Genomic DNA, 22,174 nt, shown 5'->3' on the forward strand with positions numbered 1-22,174 from the left:
CGGGCGCGATGAACGAGTCGTTCATGACCTCCGGCCGGACTGAGCCGACCCGGGTAGCGCCGCTGGAAGGCTCACACGCCGCCGGCGCGTTCGATCGCCCGGTAGCCCCTCATCACCAGCGAACGGCTCACCGCCGCCGCCAAGCCCGCGTCGCGGTCCGCGTACGCGTTCACCAGCCTTTCGTGGTCCGCCACCGAATGCAGCAACCTTCCCGGCAACGACAGGCTCAAGTGCCGGAACCGGTGCATCTGCAGGCCCAGCGAACTGAGCCGGCGCTGCAGCTCCCCGTTCTTGGCCAAGCCCACCTCGGCGTTGCGGAACCCGACGTTGTGCCAAAAGTAGGCGTCGACGTCGCCCGCCGAAGCGTCCGCCGAGAGCAGTCCCTGCCAGCGCCGCAACCCGAAGATCTCCGCGTCGGACGCCCGCGCCACCAGCAGCTCACTGACCAGCGCGTACAGCGAAGCCCGGATCTCGTAGATCTCGCGGACCTGCGTCATGTCCACCGGGGACACGTACGGCCGCCGGCGCGGCGGGACGATCACCAGCGATTCCCGCTCCAGCAGCAGCAACGCTTCCCGCACCGGCGTCCGCGACGTGCTGAACCGGCGGGCCAGCTCGGCCGAGTTCACCTCGTGGCCCGGCGGCAGGCGCCCCTCGACGATGCCGACCGCGATCTCCTGGAAGATCGTGAACGCCAGCGACGAGCTGCCCTCCACCCCGCGCAGCGCGGTGAAGAGCAGCTCCCGCCGGAGATCGGGCAGGTCGACCGCCGTCACTAACCGAGCACCTCGGGCCAGCGCCGGCTCACGTCGGCGATCAGCGAGGGGCTCGACTCCGCCACCTCCGGGAAGTCGGCCAGCCGCTCGAACGGCCGGCAGGCGTCGATGATCGCGCGGCTGTTGAAGGGCACCGCACCGGGCAGCGTCAGCGGGTCGACCCGGCTGCCCCACGTCCGCTTCATGACCTCGATGTCGAGCGACGGGTCGGTCCGCCCGCACATCGCCCAGACGACCTCGCCGAGGTCGCGCGGGTTGACGTCGTGGTCGACGACCACCGTGAACCGGTTCATGTACGCCGCGCTCGGCAGCTGCGAAGTCAGGTACGCGGCCTGGCGCGCGTGCCCCGCGTAACGCTGTTCGATCGCGACGATCAGCAGCGACCGTCCGCCGCCCGCTTCGTGCGCCCAGACCCCCCGTAGGCCCGGAAGCCCGGTCTTGCGCAGGGAGTCGGTGATGATCGCGGACTTCATCACCGTGCGCATGTACGAATAGTCGTGCGGCGGCTTGCCCGGCGGCGCGCCGAGCAGGATCGGGTCGTCGCGGTAGTACACCTTTTCGACGTCGATGGTGAGGATCGGGTCACGGGAGCCGGAGTAGTACCCCGTCCACTCGCCGAACGGGCCTTCCGGACGTTTGTCGTCCGGCCGCACCCAGCCTTCGATGGCGATCTCGGCGTCGTGCGGCAGCGGCAGCCCGGTCGCGAGCCCGGCGATCGTGCGCACCGGGGCGCCGGCCATCGCGCCGACGTAGTCGTACTCCGAGACGTCGCCGGGGACCTCGACGCCGGCCGCCACCAGGTACGCCGGGTGGTGGCCCAGCGACGCCGCGATCGGCGCCCGGCCCTCGGCTTCGAACCAGCGGCGCAGGTGCTGGGCGCCGTGCTTGCCCGCCTCGATGTTGACGCTCACCGCGCGGCCGTCGTCCTGCACCTGCATCCGGTACGCGCCGAGGTTGATCCGGCCGGTGTCGTAGTCGCGGGTGACCACCGCGCAGCCGGTGCCGATGTAGCGGCCGCCGTCGCCTTCGTGCCAGCGCGGCACCGGGAACTTCAGCAGGTCGACCTCGTCGTCCACATGGGACAGCAAGGGTCCGTCCGAAACGGTCTCCGCGCGGAAGTCGCCCGAGCGTGAGATCCACTCCCCCGGCTTGACGGCGAGCTTCTCGACGAGGTCCTCGTCGGTGTTGTCCCAGCCGAGGCCGAGCACCGAGCCGAGCAGCCGCGGGTTGCTGACCGAGCCGGACAGCACGCGCGAACCGGAAGCGTAGTCCTTGATCGAGTCGAACATCAGGGCTTTGGGGTGCGAACGCCGGTAGTTGACCTGGGACAGCGCGCCGATCTCGAGCTCCCAGTGGGCGCCTTCGACGGTCTGCACCTCCCCGGCCGCCTCGGCTTCGGCGAGCCACTTCCGCAGGTCGGTCATGCCGGAATCCTTCGCGAGGTCTGGCGGAGGTGGCCGATCGCCGCCTCCGCGGTGAGCACGTCCGCGTACTTCTGGTCCAGGTCGAACAGGCTCAGCCAGTGCGAAGCCTCGAAGCGGTCGAAACAGCAGTCGCCGACGACGCCGACCCGGTAGCCCCGGGTGCAGGCGTCGACGACGGTGGAGCGCACGCACCCGCTCGTAGCCTCGCCGGCCACGAGCAGGGTGTCGTGACCGCCCGCCCGGAGGATGGTGTCGAGCGGGGTGCCGTGGAAGCAGCTGGGGCCGATCTTCTCCAGTACGATGTCTTCGGCCCACGGTTCCACTTCGGACACGATCGCGTTCGGATCCACAGTGGACTTAGGTGCGAGTGTCGAGCCCGGCTTGCGGTTCCACCGGCCGTAACTGGACGGTGTCGCGTGGAAGTAGATCACCGGGGCCCCGGCGTCCCGGGCCGCTCGCAGCAGCGGAGCGGTGCGGTCGACGGCGGCCCAGCCGTCGGCGCCGCACGCACTGGGCCAGTCCCCGACCGCATCGAGGATGTCCTGCCGGGGCAGGCCCAGCGCCGCGTAGTACAGGTCGACGACGAGCACGGCGGGGTTGGCGCCCAGACCGAACGGGGCCTGCTTCGCCCACGACGTCGCCGCGAGCAGCGCGCGGTCCCGTTCGGTCAGGTACTTCGTCCACTCGGCTTCGAAGTTCATGACGCCGTGAGGCTGTTGTCGATGTACTTCGCGATGTCCGACGGCGGCGACGTCTTCGCGTTCTCCGCGGCTTCGTCGAAGGCCTGCTTGATCACCTTCTCGTCCACCACCGGGGTCTTCGCCCAGACGTCGAGGAAGAAGTCGTAGGCGTAGGAGGCGAGGTCGGTGCTCTGCACGCCGCTGTACTTCTGGATGCTCTTCACCGTCTCGGCCTTGTGGCCGCGGATGTACTGCAGCGCCTCGGTTTCCGCGGCGATGAACCGCTTCACGACCTCGCGGTTGTTCTGCAGGTACTTCGACTGCACGGTGTAGGCGCCGAGCGGGAAGGGCATGTTCGACAACGCGGCGAGCCGGTGCGCGCCCTTGTTGCGGCTCTCGGTGCCGTTGGGCGGCTGGGTGAGGATCGCCGACACCGCGCCGCTGCCGAGCGCCGCGACCTCGGCCGGGACGCCCTTGACGAACACCGCCGTGACGTCCTCGCGCTTGAGGCCGTTCGACTCCAGCAGCGCGGTCAGCCCGAAGTCGCTTTCCGAGCCGGGCGAGGTGATGGCGACCTTCTTCCCCTTGAGGTCGGCGACCGACTTGACGTCGGGGCTCGCCCACATCTCCAGGTTGTAGTGCGGCTCGGACATCGCCACGTACTTGAGGTCCGCGCCCTTCATGATCGCCGCCGCGGTGTCGGCCGCGACGCCGACGCCGATCTGGACGCTGTTGCTGGCCAGCCCGGCGACCAGCTGGGAGCTGTCGTTGAGCCGGCTGAGCTTCACGTTCAGGCCGTGCTTGGCGAAGATGCCGTAGTCCTGCGCGGTGTAGAGGTCGGAGTAGCCCGCGCCGAGCGCGGTGTAGCCGATGGTGACCGGCAGCGCGCCGCTCGCGTCGGCGGTGACCGTGCCGCCGGCCCCGCCCCCGCACGCGGTGAGGCCGAGCATGAGCGCGGCTGCCAGGAGGAGTTTCTTCATTCTGCACCTGCCCAGTGGGTGAAACGGCGTTCGACCAGCCGGACGGCCCAGTTCAGCAGCAGGGCGAGCACGGCGAGGATGACGATCCCGGCCATCGCCGAGTCCATGTTGAAGTTGGAGGTCTGCGTCTGCACGAAGTAGCCGAGGCCCTGGCTGGCCAGGAACAGCTCGGCGACGATCGCGCCGACCAGTGCCCGGCCGACGGCCAGCCGCACGCCCGCGAGGATGTACGGCAGCGTCGCGGGCAACGCGATGGCGTAGAAGAACTTCAGCCGCGGCGTGCAGAACACGGTCGCGACGCGGGTGTAGTCGCTGTCGAGGTTCCGCACGCCGGCGGTGATGTTGATGATCAGCGGCAGGATCGCGGCCCACACGATGACGATCACGCGCGAGGTGTTGTCGATGCCGAACCAGAAGATGATGATCGGCAGGAACATCACGTACGGCACCGAGTAGAGGATGTTGACCATCGGCTCGGTCATGTCGTGCAGGATCCGGCTGCGGCCGAGCACCAGCCCGATCGGGATGCCCAGGACGAACGTGATGCCCAGGCCCCACAGCAGTTCCAGGCCGGTCGCGCCGAGCGCCGGGTAGATCTCGCCGGAGCCGAACAGCTTCGCCTCGGCCGCGGCGATGCGCAGCGGGTTGCTGCTGAAGGAGACGTCGACGAGGCCGAGCGCCGTCGCGAGCTGCCACAGCACGAGGACGATCGCCATCCCGGCCGTGCCGAGCAGCCCGCTACGGTGTCGCCGCGCCCAGCCGGAGCTCGCCGACGGTGCCGGTGGTGGGGTCGGTGCGGTCGTCGTGCGCGGGAGTGACGCTGTTGTCATGGGTCGGCTCCGAAGCTGCTGGGGCGGGTTCGTGGTGGAGGGCCGAGAGGATCTTGTCGCCGTAGGCCAGGAACTCGGCGCTGCGCCGCCAGGCGGCGTCGCGCGGGCGGGGCACGTCGATGACCACTTCCAGCGCGACGTGCGCGGGGGACGGGGAGAAGACGAGCACGCGGTCGGCGAGCAGCACGGCCTCGTTGACGTCGTGGGTCACGAACATCGCGGTCTTCTTCGTGACCGTGTCCGCCTGCCAGATCCGCAGGAGCTCGTCCTGCAGGTTCTCGCGGGTCTGCGCGTCGAGCGCGCCGAACGGCTCGTCGAGCAGCAGGAGCGTCGGGTCGGTGGCCAGGGCGCGCGCCAGGTTGACCCGCTGGCGCATGCCGCCCGACAGCTCGTGCGGGTACTTCTTCGCGACCTTGGCCAGGCCGACGATCTCGAGCAGCTCCTCGGCGCGCTTCCGGGTCTCCGGCGTCAGCCTGCCCTGGACCTGGGGTCCGAAGAGGACGTTGTCGAGGACGGTCCGCCACGGGTAGAGCGAGGCGTGCTGGAAGACCAGCGACCGCTCCGGCCCGGGCCCTTTGATGGGCCGGCCGGCGAGTTCGAGGGCGCCGCCGGCGACCGGCACGAGCCCGGCGACGGCCTCGAGGAAGGTGGTCTTGCCGCACCCGCTGGGGCCGACGATGACCACGAACTCCTCGTCGTGGATCTGCAGGTTCAGGTCGAGGCACGCGGTGGAGAACCCGCCGCCGCGCCGGGCCTTGTGCCCGAGCAGCAGGTCCCGCGCGTCCAGGCAGATGTTCGGGACGGACATCAGCGGGTCCTCGCCTCGTCCGGGTTTTCTGGGTGGTTCACAACCGCTCCTCCTTGCCGATGGCTGCACTGCGGATCGCAAGGTGTCGACACTTCGGGAGAGTCTGCGACTGTGATACCGACAATGTCAAGGATCGGAATCGAGCAAGGAGGTCAGATGAAACAAACTGTCGACACTAGCCACTTCACTACAGGTGCACCGGCGCACTGCCCCGGAAAGCCGTGAAGGCCACCTCGAGGGACTCAGAGTCCCTCAAGGTGGCCTTCGCGGACCTCGGCGAGATCAGCCGACGGGTTGCTCCGCCGGTTCCGGCTTCGGGCTCAGCACCCCGGCGAACACCGCCGCCAGCACGCACAGCACCACCGGCACCGCGAAGGTGACGTTCAGCGGCATCCACCGCGTCAGCCCGCCGATCAGCGCCGGCCCCGCCAGCAGGCCCACGTAGCCCAGCCCGACCACCCGGGCCATCAGCGCGCCCGACGCCCGCGTGTCCAGGTTGCCCGCCGCCGTGAACAGCTGCGGGACGCCGCCCGAGAGACCCAGCCCGAACAGCGCCCAGCCCACCAGCGACAGCGGCACCCACGGGGCCGCCGCCGCGATGGACAGGCCGACCGCCGCCAGTGCCGCGCCGTAGCGGACGATCGCCGCCGGGCCCGCCCAGGCCGCGACGCGGTCGGTCAGGAACCGGCCGGTCGTCATCGCCACCGCGAACGCGCCGTACGCCAGCGCCGCCGTCGAGGACGACGTGCCCAGGACCTTCTCCATGTGCAGCGCGGCCCAGTCGTTCGCCACGCCCTCCGACAGCATCAGCGCCAGCGCCAGCAGGCCGAGCAGCCAGACCACGCGACCCGGGGTGCGGCGGCGGCCAGGAGCGGCCTCGGCCGCGTCCGTGACGGCGGCAGGCGCGTCAGACGGCTCCATCAGGAACCGTGCGGACGCCAGGGAAAGCAGCACGCACAGCAGGCCGGTGCAGGTGAGCGTCACGCCGGTCGGCACGGCGGCACCGAGCGTCGCCGCGCCGATGACCGCGGCGAACGCGCCGCCGATCGACCACATCGCGTGGAACGCCGCCATGATCGGGCGCGGGTAGGCCCGCTCCACCACCACCGCGTGCGAGTTCATCCCGACGTCGATCGCGCCGTTGCCGAAGCCGAACAGGATCAGCGAAAGCCCCAGCGTCCACCACGAGTTCGCGAACCCCGGGGCGCACACGGCCAGCCCGAGCAGCACCCCGGCCGCCGGGACCAGGCGGCGGTGGCCGAGCCGGTCGACGAGCGGGCCGGAGATCTGCATGCCCGCGAACGCCGCGCCGCCGAGCACCAGCAGCAAAGCGCCCAGCGTGCTGTGCGAGATGCCGGTCGCGCGCTCGACGTTCGGGATGTGCACGACCCACATGCCCATCGCGAACCCGTTGAGGCCGAAGAACATGAAGGTCGCGAACCGCGCGGCGCGCGGGCGGGGCGGAGCGGTCGTCATCGGTTCTCCAAGGGGACGGCGACGTGCACGAGCACACCGAGGGCGGCCAGCGCCGCGCGCTGGTCCTCGGGCGCGCCCGGGTCGGTGATCACTACGTCCGCGCGGTCGGCGGGACAGACGTGGGCGAGCGCGGCGCGGCCCCACTTGGCGCCGTCGGCGAGCACGATCGCCCGGGTGGCGACGTCGAGGGCCGCCCGCTTGACCTCGGCGTCGCCCAGGTCGAAAGCGGTCAGCCCGGCGTCGAGGCCGAACGCGCAGGGGCTCAGCACGGCGACGTCGAACCGCAGGGCCCGCAGCGACGCCAGCGTCAGCGGGCCCACCAGGGCCTGCTCCCCCGGCCTCGGCTCGCCGCCGGGCAGCAGCAGCCGGACGTCCGGGTCGTCGGCCAGCTCGTGGGCCGCGTGCAGGGAAAGCGGCATCACGGTGACCGCGCGCCCGCGCAGGAGCCGCGCCAGTTCCAGGGCGGTCGTGCCGCTGTCGAGGACGATCGTCTCGCCGTCGCGGATCAGCTCGGCCGCGGCGGTCGCGATGGCCCGCTTCGCCGCGACCTCGGCCGTCGCGCGGGCGGCGAACGGCGGCTCGATCCCGGACGGCGCCGCCGGGACGGCTCCCCCGTGCACCCGCCGCAGGACCCCGCTCGCGGCCAGGTGGTCGAGGTCGCGGCGCACGGTCATCTCCGACGCGCCGGTCGCCGACGCCAGGTCCGCGACGGCCACCAGGTCGGCGTCGCGCAGCCGCTCCACGATGATCCGTTGCCGCTCCGCACTCTTCACGCCGCGATACTCGCAAGCCGGGAACATTCGCACAACCGATTTGTTCGTCCGCTCACGTCGTTTGTGCGAAACCCCGCTGCGGCATGATGGTGCCGTGCACGCCGCCGAGACCACCACGACCCCGTGACCGGGGGCTACCTGAAAGGCCGGATCCGCCGCGAGGACATCATCACGGCGGCGGCCGCGGCGTACGGCGAGCTCGGCTACCAGGGCTCGTCGCTGCGCGAGATCGCCAAGCGCGTCGGGATTTCGCACGCCGGCCTCCTGTACTACTTCCCCACCAAGGAAGCGCTGCTCGCCGCCGTGCTCGAGCGGCGCGACACCGAGGACTCCGAGCGCGAGCAGCTGACGGTGCCGCCCGGCCTCGAAGTCCTGCGCCACTTCGTCGCGCTCGCCGAGCACAACGTCCGCCACCCCGGGATCGTCGACCTCTACTCCCGGCTCGCCGCCGAGGCCGTCGCCCCGGACCACCCGGCGCACGAGTACTTCGTGCGCCACTACCGGGCCGCGCGCGAAGGCGTGCACGAGTCGTTCGCGGTCCTGGCCGCCCGCGGCGAGCTGCGGGACGGCGTCGACCCCCGGCTGGCGACCCTGACGTTCATCGCGCTGATGGACGGCCTGCAGGTGCAATGGCTGACGGTCCCCGGCGAGGTGGACCTGGTCGGATCGCTGCGCTTCTACCTGCAGAACCTGCTCACCGTCCCGTTCTAGAGGGTCTTCGCGTACGGGTCCCAGGCCGCCGGCAGCGCGGGCGGGACGTCGACGGTGCTCGCGACCTCGACGGTCTGTCCCCGGGTCAGGGACTCGTCGATCGCCAGCATCGCGTCGAGCACGTGGTAGGCCAGCTCACCGGACGCGCGTTCGGGCACGCCGGCGCGGATCGCCCGCGCCAGCTCGAGCGCGCCGGTGCCCCGCGAAGCCGCGTGTCCCTGCGGCGTCAGCTCTTCCGGTTCGTCGTGCCCCAGCAGGTGCAACGCCGTCGAGCCGTCGAACCGGTTCGGGTCCGGGAGCACGGCGGTGCCGAGCGTGCCGGTCAGCTCGACGAACCCGACGCGCTTGAGCGCCGAGTCGAAGCTCAGCACGAGCTGGGCGGAGCCGCCCGTCTCGAACTCGACGAGCGCGGTGACCGTGGTCGGCACCGTCACCGGGAACTCCGTGCCGGCCCGCGGCCCGGACCCGATGACGCGGGTGTCGCGCGCCCGCCCGCCGGCACCGGTGACGCGCCGGATCGGGCCGAGCAGCTGCACCAGTGTCGTCAGGTAGTACGGGCCCATGTCCAGCAGCGGCCCGCCGCCGGCCTGGAAGAGGAACTCCGGCGCCGGGTGCCAGCTCTCCGGCCCCGGCACCTGGAACAGGGCCAGCGCGGTGAGCGGCTGCCCGATCCGGCCCGCGTCGACGGCCTGGCGCGCCGTCTGGAGCCCGGCGCCGAGGACGGTGTCGGGCGCGCTGGCCACGCGCAGGTTCTTCTCCCGTGCGCGATCGAGGAGCTTGCGGCCGGTCTGGCGGTCGAGCGCGAGGGGCTTCTCCGCCCAGACGTGCTTGCCCGCTTCGAGGGCGGCGAGCCCGACGTCGACGTGCGAGGCGGGGATGGTCAGGTTGACGACGAGCTCGACCTCGGCGTCGTCGAGCAGCTCGGCCACCGTGCCCGAGTGCGGGACGCCGTACTCGGCCGCGCGGGCCGCGGCGCGCTCGGTGTCGAGGTCGGCGACCCGCAGCACGCGGACGTCCGGGAAGCTCGTCAGGTTCTCGAGGTAGGTGCCGCTGATGACGCCGGCGCCGACGATCCCGACGCCGACCGGCCCGCCGGTCATCGGCCGGCGCCGGTCAGGAAGGCGCGGCTGGCGGCGATGGCCTCGAAGAGGTCGCCGTCGTAGGCGTCGAACTCGATGACACGCAGCGCGGCCGGCGCGGCGGCGAGCACGTCGGCGACGGGCACGCGACCCTGCCCGGCCGGGACCTGGCCGGTGGCGTCGGTGGCGAGGCCGCCGTCCTTGACGTGGATCGCCTTGACGCGGTCGCCGAGGCGGCCCAGCAGGGCGGGCGCGTCTTCGCCGCCCGCAGTCGCCCAGTACGTGTCGACCTCCAGCGCGACGGCCGGGTCGAGCTGGTCGGCGAACACCTCGAACGCGCTGCGGCCGTCGATCCGGGACTCCAGCTCCCACCAGTGGTTGTGGTAACCGACCTGCACGCCGTGTTCGGCCGCGACCTTGGCGGCGGCGTTGAGCGCGTCCGCCGTGGCGGCGATGTCGGCGGGGTCCTGCCACTGCTCCGGCTTGACCAGCGGGTCGATGACCAGGCCGATGCCCAGCTCGGCCGCCGCGGAGAAGACGGCCGCCTGGTCGGCGCCGATCAGGCGGGCGTGCGCGGTCGGGGCGGTCAGCCCGTTCGCGGGCAGCCCGACCCGCAGCGCCTCGACGTTCTCGACGACGCCGTAGGGCTCCACCTGCGTGAAGCCGAGGGCGGCGAGGCGCCGCAGGGTGTCGGCGGGATCGGCCGCGAAGGCGTCACGGACCGAATACAGCTGCACGGAAAGCTCGCTCATCACCAGCTCCTGGAGGTCACGGGGTTCCTTGAATTTCTACCACTTGGTCAAAATTGACACCAGGGATTTCCCCGCCGGTCCACCGGACGGCGGCACCGGCCGTGCGCAGGCTCACTGCTGTGGTTGTTTTGGCGAGCCGCGGTTGGGGCAGTAACGCTTCGACGAGGTCAGAGCCGATCCGACCCGGGAGGTGCCGGTAGTGGACAGGACAGGGGACGAAGTGGACACGGGGGCCGTCGGCCACCCGGCGTCCCGTCGCGACCTGACGGAACTGTCCGAGGCCGCACGGGACCTCGACCGCCGGATCGAGCAGCACCTCGCCCGGCTGCGCCGTGAACGCGCCGAGCGCGCCCGGGACGACATTCCTGACCAGCGCCTTCGCCCGAGCGGCTGACCTCGGGTTCACCGCCCGGACGCGGACTACTACGCTGGGTTGTCCCACGCCACCCGCCGAAGTCCTGCGAGGTCGCCATGTCCGACTCCCCGTCCGCACTGTCGCCGAGCCAGAAGCCGGTGGGCCTCGACCCCGAGCGGCCGAGCATCGCGCGGATCTACGACGGGTTCCTCGGCGGCCACAACTTCTACGAAGTCGACCGCGTGGTCATGGAGAAGATCCGCGCGGCGGTCCCGGAAGCGGTCGACATCGCCCGCGGCAACCGCGGCTTCCACAACCGCGCGCTGCGCATGCTGGCGAGCCAGACCAAGATCCGGCAGTTCGTCGACTGCGGGTCCGGGCTGCCGACGGCGGAGAACACGCACCAGATCGTCCAGCGCATCGACAAGGACAACACGGTCGTCTACATCGACAACGACCCCGTGGTCCTCGCGCACGGCCGGGCGTTGCTCGTGGAGAACGACTTCACGCACATGGTCGAGGCGGACATCTTCAAGCCGGACGCGGTGCTCGGCCACGAGGAAGTGCGCCGGCACGTCGACTTCTCGGAGCCGGTCGCGCTGCTGCACGTCGGCACGATGCACCACTTCGAGGGCGACGGCGCGGCCGAGATCATGCGGGAGTACATCGACGCGCTGGCCCCGGGCTCGTACGTGGTGCTGTCGCACTTCTTCGACCCCGAGGTGCCGGAGCTGACCCCGATCGCCAAGCGCATCGAGAACATCCTGACCCAGGGCCCGCTCGGCGCCGGCCGGTTCCGCACCCGGGTGGAGATCGAAGCCATGCTGCCGGGCCTGGAGCCCCTCCAGCCGAACGCGACTTCCGAGCCCGGCCTGGCGGTGTGCGACGAGTGGTGGCCGGACGGCCCCCGGCTCACGCCCCTGTCGGGCTCGGCGAAGTGCGTGGCCGGGATCGTCGGCGTCAAGCGCTAGCGCTCTTCACCGCAGCCGCCACAAGTGGTCCGCGGTGCCGCTGTCCGCGAACTGCACCACCTGCGCGCTGTCCGCAGTGGACATCCGATCGACGCCGAGGACCTTGCCGGAGTTGCGGTTCTTCAGCCGCCACCAGCCGTCGCCGTTGTCGACCAGCTGCCAGAGGTGGTCCGCGGTGCCGTTGTCGGTGAACTGCACGACCTTCGCACCGTCCGCAGTGGACATCTGATCGACACCGAGCACCTTGCCGGAGTGGTGGTTGCGGATCCGGTACCAGCCGTCGCCGTTCGCGACGAGGTGCCAGACGTGGTCGTCGGTGCCGTTGTCCGCGAACTGCACCACCCGCGCACCGTCCGCAGTGGACATCTGATCGACACCGAGCACCTTGCCGGAGTTGCGGTTCACGATCCGGAAGCCCGCTCCCCCGCCACCCGGTGACCATTGTTGGCCGTTCGGGTCGGCCGTCGGGAACGACGTGACGCGCAGGCGGGCTGCGCCCATCGGGATCAGCGTGACCGTTTCGACCGGCGCCTCGCTGCGCGCCGGTGACGCCTGCAGCGGCGTGACGACGTGCTGGTCGTCGGCGGTCCACTCGGCGATCTTCCGGGCGGGCGCGGTGATCTTCACCGGCGCGGTGTCGGGCGTAAACGGGTTGGCAGGCAACGCGCCGCCGACCGCCGAGAAGGTCAGCGCGGCGCCGGGGGTGAGGCCGTAGTTCCACGGCGTCGTCGCGTGCACCGCGTACTCCGGGAACTGCGCGGTTCCGCCGATCTGCTGGTGGTTCTCGCCGATCTTCAGCGAGTAGGTCAGCGGGCCGTGGTCGACCGACACGGAGCCGTGGTTCGCCGACCAGGTCCGCGTCGTCGTGCGCTGGGGCAGGGTGAGCGTGACGACGTCGCCGTTCGCCCAGGTCCGGTCGACCTTCACGAACGACGGCCCGGCCGTCGCCGCGACCGCCGCACCGGCCACGACCAGCCGCGGCGCGGCGCACCACGCGGGAATCCGGAAATACAGCGGGAACGCCAGCTGCTTCGGCGTCCGGACGGTGAAGGTGACCGTCTCGGAGAAGGGGTAGGTGGTGTCCTCGGTGATGGTCACCGACGTGCCGTCGCCGACCTTCGCCGTGACGCTGCTGGCGGAGTACATCGCGGCGGCGAGGCCGTTGTCCGGGGTGGCCAGCCAGAGTTCCTCGGTGAAGTACGGCCAGCCCATGCCGTAGTTGTGCGGGCAGCAGCGGTACTGGTCGACGCCCGGCAGGTAGGCCTGCATCGCGAAGCCGTTCTGGAACTGGCCTTCGCTCTTGGGCACGTTGTCGAGGTCGACGCTGTTCGCGCTGGTGATGTAGTGGATCGCGCGCCCGGCCGGGTCGAGCGACGCGGGCAGGGAGTTGAAGGCGAGGTCCTCGCAGCGGTCGGCCCAGACGGGGTCGCCGGTCAGCCGGGTGAGCAGCTGGTGGCTCGCCATGAACTCGACGATCCCGCAGGTCTCGAAGCCCTGCCGCGGGTCGCCGAAGCCGGGCCGCGCGTTCTCGTCCCCGGCGAAGCCACCGCCGGCGAACTGGCCGTAGGTGGCCATGACCGTGTCGTAGTCCTGGTAGGTGGCCTGGGTCAGGCGCGCTTCGCCGGAGCGCAGCGCGTATTGCGCCGGCTCCCGGAAGCCCTGGGCGATGTTGACGTTGTGCAGGCTGGGCAGGGTGCCGACCCAGTTGGCGCCGTAGGCGTGGATCTTGTCGGCGAGGTCGAGCAGGAAGGCGTCCCCGGTGCGGTTGAAGAGCCAGAAGACGCTGTCGAGGCCGTCGCCCCAGCGCACGGACACCCAGCTGGAGTCGAACGCGCTCTTGCCCTGGGCGTTCATGTAGCGGAGGAACCGGGTCAGGAACGGGATGACGCGGGTGTCGCCGGTGTACTCCTGCCAGGAGCGCAAGGCTTGCAGGAGCGGGAGGTACGGCCAGAAGTCGGGACCGTTGTTGAGCGCGGTGCGCAGGGCGGTGGGTCCGAAGAAGCCGTCGGACTGCTGGGTGGCGAGGATGGCGTCGACCCACTTGGCGGCGGTGGCTTTCGCGGTGGCGTCGCCGGTGACGGCGGCAAGGTCGACGTAGCCGCGCAGCCAGTAAGGCACCTCTTCCCAGCCGGCGCGCTCGGGGTGGACCCAGCCGCTGGTGGCGAAGTCGAGGAAGTGCGAGGTCTCGGCGTAGTGCCCGCAGAGGCCGTCGAGCTGCAGTTTCAGCTGACCGGCGAGCCAGCCCCGGGCGGTGACGGCCCCGGGCGGCAGCTTGAGGAAGGCGGCAGGCTTCAGCGGAGCGGCGTTCGGCGTGTAGAGGCCACCTGGCGCGGCGGCGGCCTGGGCTGCGGGTGCGTGGGCACCGGCCAGCACGCTGGCGGCGGCGACTCCGGCTCCGGTGACGAACTGCCTGCGGCTCAGCGACACGGGATGGCCTCCGCTCGTCTTTACAACGTTGTAAAGGTCCGTTCTACTTAGTGGATACAACGTTGTAAATCCGCCGTTCGTCGGAGCGGCCGAAAAGGCCAGGCAGTCGGGTCGAGCACGCGGGCGGGCTACGGCACGTTCGGCGAGACCGGGTCGGCTCCACTCGCCGCCGGGTCGCCCGCCGAGCCAGGAGCGGGACCGCTAGCCGGCTTGGCCGGTTCCTCCTCCACACTGTCCTCAGTGGACGCCTCCCCGCGCACCCACTTCAGCTTCACCTCGAACTGGCCCTGCAGCCCCGTGCGCGCGATCACCGCGCCCGCCTGGGCGTCGAGCTTCACGCCGAACTTGAGCTCGACCTCGTCCGGGCCCAGGTCGCGGAACTGGGCCAGGGCCGCGCCCGCCGCCGCGCGGACTTCGTTCAGCGCGTGCTCGAACGTCGTTGTTGCCTTGCGGAGCACGCCCGAGGGCGCCGACGCGTGCTCCAGGCCCGGCTCCGCCTCCACCTCGACGACCACCGATCCGCCGTCGGCCAGCGGGAAACGCACGAAGTCCGGCACCGAAAACCTCCTTGGACGAAGATCAACAACTCAAATCCAGCCACTGCTCCCGGGCGATGCCCAACCGCACCTGTTCCAGCTCGCCGAGCAGCACGTCCAGCCGGTCCGGGTGAGCCAGGAACTCCAGCACCGCCTGGTAGAAAGCGCTGCTCATCGCCGACGGCATCAGGTCCGACGCGTCGAAGCACAGGTCGGTGCCCCGCGCGAGGGTCGTCGCGATCCGGTTGGTGACGTCGCTGCGGTAGACGTCCTGGTCCACGAGCTTCCGGTGCACCGAAAAGGTCGTCCCGCCCGACGGCCAGATCCGCTGGCCCGCCTCACTGGCCAGGTACACCATCAGCTTGCGCGCGGCCGGGGTGTCGTGGAACAGCCCGGCGAGGTCGGCCGAGACCTCGGACGGGCCGGCCGCACCCGCGCCCGGGAACGGGAAGAACCGGAAGTCGCGGTCGGGCACCGGCGGCCCCGGGAGCGCGGAGTACCCGCCGATCGCGAACGAGCCGAGGTGCTCCCACGCGCAGCCCGGCGGGTCGGCGAACATCGCTTTCCCGGCGTCGGCGAACGAGGTCAGCAACGCCGCCGTGCTGCCGCCGCGGACCGCGTCCGGCGCCAGGACCAGGTCGCCCCAGCTCTGCCACGCGGCCCACATCGCCTTGTCGGTCCACGGCAGCTCGCCCGCGGCCCAGTCTCTGTAGACCTTCGGGCCGGCGCTGTGCAGCAGGATGTCCTCGATCCAGTCGGTGCCCGGGAACCCGGAGTTCGGCGGGGCACCCATGCCAAGGCACCACGGACGCTGCCCGCTCGCGGCAAGCTGCCGCGATGTCGTCAGGAGCTGGTCCCACGTCGCCGGTTCCGGCCCGGTGAACGTCTTCGGCGTGTACCAGACGATGCTCTTGAGGTCGGCCTTGACCGCGACCGCGTACATCGCGCCGAGCCCGAGCTGCTGCAGCTTCAGCCACGACGGGCTGTACGTCTCGGCCGCCTCCGCGCCGAGGACGGCGTCCAGCGGCTTCAGGTCGCCCGAGCGCGCGTACCCGGCGAGCTCGGCCGGGTTGGACAGCACCGCCACGTCCGGCGGGGTGCCCTGCTGCAGGTCGCCGCGCAGCACCTGGTTCTGCGCGCGGGTGCCCTGGTACCGCGTCGGAATCCCGGTCTCCCGGGTGAAGCCGTCGAGCACGCGCTGGAACGCGGCCTGCTCGTCGCCGGTCCACGACCCGAGCACGGTCACGACCTCCGCGCCGGACCCGGTCGAGCACGCGGGCACCCCGACGAGCAAAGCGGCGGCCAGCGCGACGACGGCGAAGCGTCTCCTCATCGAATTCTCGCTCCCCGGAACCGGTATTCGTCGAGCCGGGGTTGCAGGCCGCCCACGACCAGCGCCCCGATTCCCACGGCCAGCACGGGAATCCCGTAGCCGAGCAGCCCGTTCCAGCCCGGTTCCGTGAGTCCCGCACCCAGCAGCGCCGCCTCGTCGACGTCGGCCAGAGCCGCGGGCGGGACGGCGGGCGGCGAGGCCGTCGCCGCGGCGAACGCGGTCACCGTGTCGCCGCAGGCGCCCGCTCCCCTCGTACTGCACGAGGCGACCAGCACCCGGGCGAGCGTCGACTGGGCCCGGGCCGCGACGGCCGTCGTCGCGGCGGAGCGCGCATCCACCGTCTGTTCCAGCGCGACACCGCTGTCCCGGGCATCGGACTGCACCCCGAGCAGCAGCGCCGTCCCCGCGCCCAGCAGCACCAGGGCCGCCGTCGCGGCGAACAGCGCCGAGTTCACCGTCCGCCGGAAGCGCCGGGCGAGGAACCGCTGGGTCCACACCAGCAGTGCGAGCAGAAGCAGCAGCGGCAGCGCCCACAGCAGCGTGATCGCCGGATCCAGCCAGTCGGTGCCGAGCTGCTCGTCCAGCGCGGCGCGCTGGGCGGCCGCCAGGGTGTCGAGCCGCGCGAGGATGCCGTTCTCCTCGGCGGTCAGCAGGTCGGACGCGGACTGCAGGTTGCTCGCGGCGAGCGGGCGGCCGTCGTCCTGGCGGAAGTGGGCGTCGGCCTGCCCGATGAAGCTGTTGTACGCGGGCACCAGCCCTTCGATCAGCTGCAGCGTCTGGCTGCCCTGCTCGCCGGCCGCGTTGTGCTCCGCGACATGGGCGAGCTGCTGGCTGGCCAGTGCGATCTCGTCCTCGTACTGCTCGCTGGGGCCGGTCAGACGCACCTGGTCGCGCTCGAAGGCGGTCACCGCGGCTCCGTGGGCGGCCACGAGCGCCTCCTTGGCCAGCGACACCTCGAGCACGGCAGGCGCGGTCCGCTCGCGCACCTCGGCGATGCTGGCCCGCACCCCGAGGAAGGTGGCCAGCGCGGTCACCAGCACCACGGCGCTGCCGGCCATCAGCCCGAACCGCAGCCACCACAGGGTCTTCCGCGTGGTGCTCACGACGGATCCTCGAACGGTTCGCCGCATCGCCCGCAGCGTTTCGCCGCGGGCCGCGCCTTGTGTCCACAATGGACGCACACGCGCGGCGCGCCCCCCTCGTCGGCCCGTGCCACCGCGGCGACGGGTTCGGCGGTGTAGGTCGAGATGGTCGACCCGAGTACGAGCGAGAACCCGTCGCGCGGGCGGACGCCCTCCTTGATCGCGACGGCGCCGTCGTCGCGGACGTCGATCAGCCGGCCCAGGCGCTTAAGGATCTCCGCGTTGCCGAGGTCGGACGCCAGCCGGTACGCGGTGCCCCATTCGCGCGCCGCCTCCGCCCGGTCTTCGCGCTCGAAGGCGTCCCAGCCCGCGCGGACCGCCCGGCCCAGCTCGGCCTGCCCGGTGATGCGGGCGACGTTCTCGTCCGGCACGCTCGACAGCGCCAGGTCGTCGGTCAGGTAGCCGACGACCGGGAGCTGCTCGCTCACCACGGCGTCCGCGCCCTCGAGCAGGGTGACCGTGCCCAGCAGCCGGTCTTCGTGCCGGGTCAGCTCCGCCGCTTCGACGTCGAGGCAGAGGTGGTACTCGCGCTGCTCGTCGCCCCACGCGCCGGTGGGCAGCTCGAGCACCCGGCCGGCGGCGCGGCACTGCGCGGTGAGGTCCACTTCGGTCGGGAAGACCTGCTTGACGAACCGCAGCCGGCTGTAGGGCATCGTGGTCAGCCGCAACCGCAGGTCGGGCACGGTCCGCCCCATCGCCTGCTCGACCAGCCACCGGAAGTCCCCGGCCAGCTCGGTGTCCTCCAGCACCGCGTCGGCACTGCCGCGCAGCGCGGCCGCGATTCGCTGCAGGTCCCGCGGCTCCCAGTCGTCACCGATTCCCCGGGCGTCGCAAGCGAACTCGCCCCGGCAGCGGTCGAGCGCGGCGTCCAGCGCGCCCATCCGGTCGGACTCGTTCTTGCCGTCGGTGAGCAGCACGGCGTGCCGGATCGCCACGGGACTGCGGTCGAACAGCTCCCGGGCCAGGTCCAGCCACTGGCTCATCGCGGTGCCGCCGCCGGCGATGAGCCCGGAGACCGCCGTCTTCGCCTCGTGCCGGGTCCGGTCGCCGGCCACGGCCAGCTCCGCTGTCGCCGGGTAGACCAGCCGGGCGTGCGCGGTGCACTCCACCACCCCGAACAGCACGCCGTCGCGCAGGGAGTCGACGGCCACCCGGCAGGCGTGCCGCGCCGCCTCGATCTTCGTGGGCGGCCAGTCCATCGAGCTGGAACAGTCCACCAGCAGCAGTTCGGCGGATCGCGGCGGATCGGCTGCCGCCGTCGCCCCGGCGTCGCCCACCCGCACGGTGAGGACGGCGTCCATCCGCTCGTCCGAGGGAGCCAGGTACTTGTTCTGGCTCAGCTGGAGTGCGAACGACGGGGTCTCGGGCATCCGATCACCTTCTCGTCTTCGGCCGGACGGAGTTGGCGAGGTCGACGAGCACGCCGTGTTCGTCGCGGTCCCGAGCCCGCTCGGCGAGCCGGCGCAGGGACTGTTCCAGCAGGGTGCGCAGCCCGCGGTCGGTGACGCGCTCGCCGAGCAGCGCACCGCCGTGCCAGCCCGGTTCGCCGCCGGTGCCCAGCGCGTCCAGCGCGGCCTCGCGGACGAGCGTCTCCAGCCGGTCCTGGGCCTCGCCGTCGAGGTAGAGCTCGGGCAGCCGCCGCGCCGCGTCGGCGAGGTCGTCCTGGCTCGGCGACCCGTACGGCAGGCGCGCCACCCGGATCCGCACGGCGGCGATCCGCGCGGCGTCGTAGTGGCGGGAGATCGGCGGGACGGCGTCCAGCAGGGTGACCGCGCCGTCGCGGCCCCGATCCCGCAGGTGGCTGCGGGCCAGGCCGAAGGCGGCGCTGACCTGGCCGTGGTCGCGGTGCCACACCGAGCGGTAGCAGCGCTCGGCCTGCCGGGTGTCGCCGCGCAGTTCGGCGCAGAAGCCGAGCGCGAGCTTCGGCGCGAGCTCGCCCGGCCACGCGCGGTGCACCCGGTCGAACGCGGCCGTGGCCGGCTCGGCGTCGCCGCGGACGAGCGCCAGCAGCCCGTGGTGCCACGCCGCCCGCCAGTCGCGCGCGGCCTCGGCCCCGAGCAACTCTTCGGCCATCGACAAGGTCATGGCCGCGCGGTCGGAGTCGCCCACCGCGACGAGCGCCCGCATCCGGGCGAACTCGATCTCGACCGAGCGTTCGCCGAAGAACGCGAGCTTGTCCAGCCAGCGGTGCGGTCCGGGCGCACCCGCGGCGGCGATGAACTCCGCTGCCGGGTCGTCCGGCGCGACCCGCGGGATCGGCAGCCGGCCGGCCCCGTCGGCGGCGCGCGGCAGCCCGAAGGCCGGCTCTTCGCCACGGGGCGCGGCGCTGACCCAGCGGTCGAGGCCGGGCACCGCCCCGAGGCCGTCGTCGAGCAGTTCGGCGGTGTCCTCGAACAGCGCCGACGGCATCGGGCGCGGCCGTTCGTCGCGCAGCGAAAGGATTTCCCGGCGCACGCCGTCGAGCTGCTCGGCCATTTCGGACGCGGTGGCGAACCGCCGTTCGAACGGCGCGACCGCGCGCTCGAGGACCCGGCGCAGGGAGTCGACGCCGCCGGCGACGCGGTCCGGGTCGGTGGCCTCGCCCGCGGCGTCCAGCATGACCTGCAGCGTCCGGCCCACGGTGTGCAGGTCGGACCGGACGGTCAGGCCGTGCCGGGTGAGCTCGTGCGCCGCCACCTGGAACCCTTCGGTCCCGACGCTCGGGCCGGCCGGGTCGTCGATCGCGCGGGCCGCGCCGAGGTCGATGACCTTGACGCGCTTGTCGCCGTGGATCACGTTCTCCGGCTTCATGTCGCAGTACAGCAGGCCCTCGCCGTGGAGGTAGTCCAGCGCGCCGAGGATCGCCCTGCCGTAGACGATGACGTGCTCGACGTGCGGCGGCGGGCCCTTGACGAGGAGGTCGCGCAACGACCGGCCGCCGACGTACTCCATCACCAGGTAGGTGTCCGGCTCGCCGCCGCCGGGCGGGACGTGCTCGACGAAGTCGCTGATCCGCACGATGTTCGGGTGGTCGAGCCGGATCAGCACGTCCCGCTCGACCCGCGCGAGCGCGCGCAGCACCGCGCTCTCACTGTTGATCACGCCCTTGAGCACGACGTGCTGGCCGCCGAGTGCGGTGTCGGCGGCCAGGTACACCCAGCCGAGCCCGCCGCGGGCGAAGCAGCCGAGGACCTCGTAGCGGTCGCCGACGCGCTCCTGGCGGGAAAGCTTGGGCAGGAAGGAGAACCGCTCGCCGCAGTTCTCGCAGAACCCTTCGGCGAACGCGGGTTCGCCGGCGTAGGCGCGGCCGACGGGTTCCCCGCAGCGGCCGCAGAACCGGTGCTGCTCGGGGTAGTCCGGATCGGCGAGGACGAGCTTCTCGGGATCCGGCACCTCGACCGCGGGCAGCGACTGGAAGTCGGCCTCACCACCCCAGAGCTCGACGCTGCGCCGGGTGCTCTCCGGAGCGGGCGTGCTCAGCGCGGCTGAAGGCGCTTCGACCGGCACTCTTCGGTGGCCGCACACCTCGCAGAACCCCGTCGGCCCGACGGGCTGCCCGTGACACCACACCGGCTCGGCGGTCATGAGCCCGCCAGCCGCTGGCGGACCGCACGCACGTAACGCTCGACCAGTTCCGCGGCGGCCTCCAGGTCGCCGGGCACCACGGTGAGCGCCGCCATCGCCGGGCGGTACGACTCCGCCAGCTCCTCGTCCTCCATCAAGCCCGCCTCGGTCGCTTTCGCGTTGTAGCCACGCAGCCGTCCGTGCAGCTCGTCGTGCCGGGCCGCGTGCGCGTCGAGGTCGGCGTACAGCCGGACGAGCGCCCGGCGGGCCGCCTCGGCGTCGCGCTCGGTCACCGTCAGCGCGCGCCGGACCCGGCCGGGGTCGATGCGCTCGCCCGCTGAGCGCAGAGCGGCCAGCCGCAGGCGCAGGTCCGCGGCGGGGCCGGGCACCTCGGCCGCCGGGTGGGCGCGCGTGCCGACCTGAGTGGCGCGTTCCCGCGTCCGTTCTTCCTCGTGCTCCACCATCTCGACCAGCAGCGCCAGCCGGTCCAGCCGCCGCGCGTTCCGCTCGGTCTCCCAGCGGCGGGCCAGGTGCACGCCGGGCGAGTCCGGCCCGCTGAACTGGACGAGCACGGTGGCTCCCTTGTCCATCAACGGTTTCACCGCGCCGGTCAGGACCTCCTCCGGCGCGCGTGAGGCGTCGACCCCGGCCACCGCGACGGCGACGTCCTCCGGGTTGGTCGCGAGCACCGTGGTGACCTCCTCGGTGCTGATGCCGGCGCTGACGTTCTCGGCGACCTCGTCGGCGGTCTTCCCGGTGGCGTCGACGATCGCGGCGAGCCGCTCGCCCCGGCCCGGCGGGGACCCGCGGCGCTCGCGCCGGACCTGGGCCAGGAAGTCCCGGACCACCGCCGAGTCGCGGTCGCCGATCACGACGACCAGCGGGCCGGACGGCGGCCGCGGTGGCTCGCCCACCCACCGCGCGACCTCCGGGACGTGCCGGACGATCGTCTCGACGGGGATCAGGTAGGCGAGCCCGAGCCGTTCGTCGGTGTATTCGGTGACGACCATGCCGAGCACCGCGCCGGTGGCCTTGTCGATCACCCCGGCGCCGCTGAACCCGCGGCGTACGCGCTCCCCGGGCAGCTTCGAGTTCAGCTGGATCCACTCACTGCCCGCACCGGCCGGGCCGGCCAGCTCGGCGTCGTTCACCCACACGCCGTGCCGGTGCGGCGGCGGGAAACCGTAGGTGTGGACCACCCGGTCGCGGACGGCGCCGAGGCGCACCAGCGGCGCGCCCGGCACGCCGGGGAACGCCTCGCTCAGCTCCAGCAGCGCGATGTCCCCACGGCCGTCGGTCAGCGGCGGCACCCAGCACTCCGGCCGGACGCCGGCGTACGCCTCCGGCATCCCGGGCAGGCCGACGAAGCGGACGACGAGCTGACCGGCCGGGACGTCGGTGGGCGAAAGCGCTTCCTCCCCGGCGGCCCGCACGACGTGCGCGCAGGTCAGGACCGTGGATTCGCCCAGCAGCATGCCGGCACCCAGTGCCCGGCCCGACGAGTCCAGCAGGCACACCCGCCACGGTTCCGAATCCCCCGCGCGCCCAGCGGAAAAGTATCCGTTGTGCTCCCTCACC

Annotated in this window: 20 protein-coding genes; 3 read left to right on the top strand and 17 right to left on the bottom strand. The window is 72.2% G+C overall.

Annotation, left to right across the window (positions count from 1 at the left end; all coding sequences use genetic code 11):
- Positions 1 to 71 precede the first annotated feature (71 nt).
- The 8 genes from AB0C38_RS14095 to AB0C38_RS14130 all read right to left on the bottom strand — a co-directional run bounded on the left by AB0C38_RS14095 (position 72) and on the right by AB0C38_RS14130 (position 7,747).
- Complete coding sequence (locus AB0C38_RS14095; RefSeq protein ID WP_360671835.1) at positions 72 to 776, bottom strand: GntR family transcriptional regulator; 705 nt, start codon at positions 774 to 776, stop codon at positions 72 to 74.
- Entirely contained in the window at positions 776 to 2,200 is a 1,425-nt protein-coding gene (locus AB0C38_RS14100; protein ID WP_360671838.1) for a UbiD family decarboxylase, read from the bottom strand. The genes AB0C38_RS14095 and AB0C38_RS14100 overlap by 1 nt, the downstream gene beginning before the upstream one ends.
- A complete protein-coding gene (locus tag AB0C38_RS14105; RefSeq protein ID WP_360671841.1) occupies positions 2,197 to 2,901 on the bottom strand; it encodes an isochorismatase family protein in 705 nt (234 codons plus the stop codon). The genes AB0C38_RS14100 and AB0C38_RS14105 overlap by 4 nt, the downstream gene beginning before the upstream one ends.
- Positions 2,898 to 3,860, bottom strand: coding sequence for an ABC transporter substrate-binding protein (locus tag AB0C38_RS14110; protein ID WP_360671844.1), 963 nt, complete (start codon positions 3,858 to 3,860; stop codon positions 2,898 to 2,900). The genes AB0C38_RS14105 and AB0C38_RS14110 overlap by 4 nt, the downstream gene beginning before the upstream one ends.
- Entirely contained in the window at positions 3,857 to 4,576 is a 720-nt protein-coding gene (locus tag AB0C38_RS14115; RefSeq protein ID WP_360671847.1) for an ABC transporter permease, read from the bottom strand. The genes AB0C38_RS14110 and AB0C38_RS14115 overlap by 4 nt, the downstream gene beginning before the upstream one ends.
- A 22-nt stretch (positions 4,577 to 4,598) precedes the next feature.
- Positions 4,599 to 5,498, bottom strand: coding sequence for an ABC transporter ATP-binding protein (locus AB0C38_RS14120; RefSeq protein ID WP_360671849.1), 900 nt, complete (start codon positions 5,496 to 5,498; stop codon positions 4,599 to 4,601).
- Between the two features lie 282 nt (positions 5,499 to 5,780).
- Complete coding sequence (locus AB0C38_RS14125) at positions 5,781 to 6,974, bottom strand: MFS transporter (protein WP_360671852.1); 1,194 nt, start codon at positions 6,972 to 6,974, stop codon at positions 5,781 to 5,783.
- Complete coding sequence (locus AB0C38_RS14130) at positions 6,971 to 7,747, bottom strand: DeoR/GlpR family DNA-binding transcription regulator (protein WP_360671855.1); 777 nt, start codon at positions 7,745 to 7,747, stop codon at positions 6,971 to 6,973. The genes AB0C38_RS14125 and AB0C38_RS14130 overlap by 4 nt, the downstream gene beginning before the upstream one ends.
- Before the next feature lie 123 nt (positions 7,748 to 7,870).
- Here AB0C38_RS14130 and AB0C38_RS14135 point away from each other — a divergent pair, with 123 nt between their 5' ends.
- Positions 7,871 to 8,458: a TetR/AcrR family transcriptional regulator gene (locus AB0C38_RS14135; protein WP_360671858.1), complete on the top strand. Its 588-nt coding sequence runs from the start codon at positions 7,871 to 7,873 to the stop codon at positions 8,456 to 8,458.
- On the opposite strand, the gene AB0C38_RS14140 is transcribed toward AB0C38_RS14135, so the two are convergent.
- Both AB0C38_RS14140 and AB0C38_RS14145 read right to left on the bottom strand, forming a co-directional pair.
- Complete coding sequence (locus AB0C38_RS14140) at positions 8,455 to 9,558, bottom strand: Gfo/Idh/MocA family oxidoreductase (RefSeq protein WP_360671861.1); 1,104 nt, start codon at positions 9,556 to 9,558, stop codon at positions 8,455 to 8,457. The genes AB0C38_RS14135 and AB0C38_RS14140 overlap by 4 nt on opposite strands.
- Entirely contained in the window at positions 9,555 to 10,289 is a 735-nt protein-coding gene (locus AB0C38_RS14145) for a TIM barrel protein (RefSeq protein ID WP_360671863.1), read from the bottom strand. Before AB0C38_RS14145 ends, AB0C38_RS14140 begins: the two co-directional genes overlap by 4 nt.
- A 199-nt stretch (positions 10,290 to 10,488) precedes the next feature.
- Between AB0C38_RS14145 and AB0C38_RS14150 the strand changes: the two genes are divergently transcribed.
- Positions 10,489 to 10,683, top strand: coding sequence for a hypothetical protein (locus AB0C38_RS14150; protein WP_360671866.1), 195 nt, complete (start codon positions 10,489 to 10,491; stop codon positions 10,681 to 10,683).
- A gap of 77 nt (positions 10,684 to 10,760) precedes the next feature.
- A complete protein-coding gene (locus AB0C38_RS14155) occupies positions 10,761 to 11,615 on the top strand; it encodes an SAM-dependent methyltransferase (RefSeq protein WP_360671869.1) in 855 nt (284 codons plus the stop codon).
- 6 nt (positions 11,616 to 11,621) lie between these two features.
- Here AB0C38_RS14155 and AB0C38_RS14160 read toward each other — a convergent pair whose 3' ends face one another.
- The 7 genes from AB0C38_RS14160 to AB0C38_RS14190 form a co-directional block, all read right to left on the bottom strand.
- The gene (locus AB0C38_RS14160) at positions 11,622 to 14,042 is read right to left on the bottom strand and encodes a beta-L-arabinofuranosidase domain-containing protein (protein WP_360671872.1); all 2,421 of its coding nucleotides are present in this window, start codon (positions 14,040 to 14,042) and stop codon (positions 11,622 to 11,624) included.
- Positions 14,043 to 14,170: 128 nt separating this feature from the next.
- A complete protein-coding gene (locus AB0C38_RS14165) occupies positions 14,171 to 14,599 on the bottom strand; it encodes a CU044_2847 family protein (RefSeq protein ID WP_360671875.1) in 429 nt (142 codons plus the stop codon).
- A 22-nt stretch (positions 14,600 to 14,621) separates the two neighbouring features.
- Positions 14,622 to 15,911 carry an extracellular solute-binding protein gene (locus tag AB0C38_RS14170; RefSeq protein WP_360671877.1) on the bottom strand — a complete coding sequence of 430 codons (1,290 nt, stop codon included), beginning with the start codon at positions 15,909 to 15,911 and terminating at the stop codon, positions 14,622 to 14,624.
- Entirely contained in the window at positions 15,908 to 17,014 is a 1,107-nt protein-coding gene (locus AB0C38_RS14175) for a hypothetical protein (protein ID WP_360671880.1), read from the bottom strand. Before AB0C38_RS14175 ends, AB0C38_RS14170 begins: the two co-directional genes overlap by 4 nt.
- Positions 17,011 to 18,423 carry a vWA domain-containing protein gene (locus tag AB0C38_RS14180; protein ID WP_360671883.1) on the bottom strand — a complete coding sequence of 471 codons (1,413 nt, stop codon included), beginning with the start codon at positions 18,421 to 18,423 and terminating at the stop codon, positions 17,011 to 17,013. The genes AB0C38_RS14175 and AB0C38_RS14180 overlap by 4 nt, the downstream gene beginning before the upstream one ends.
- Before the next feature lie 4 nt (positions 18,424 to 18,427).
- Positions 18,428 to 20,539, bottom strand: a complete 2,112-nt coding sequence (locus AB0C38_RS14185) for a tetratricopeptide repeat protein (RefSeq protein WP_360671885.1) — start codon at positions 20,537 to 20,539, stop codon at positions 18,428 to 18,430.
- A gap of 74 nt (positions 20,540 to 20,613) precedes the next feature.
- On the bottom strand, positions 20,614 to 22,071 hold the full coding sequence (locus AB0C38_RS14190; RefSeq protein ID WP_360671888.1) for a trypsin-like peptidase domain-containing protein: 1,458 nt from the start codon (positions 22,069 to 22,071) through the stop codon (positions 20,614 to 20,616).
- Positions 22,072 to 22,174: the final 103 nt, after the last annotated feature.

It is taken from the genome of Amycolatopsis sp. NPDC048633 (genome assembly GCF_040650695.1).
Classification (GTDB): Bacteria; Actinomycetota; Actinomycetes; order Mycobacteriales; family Pseudonocardiaceae; genus Amycolatopsis.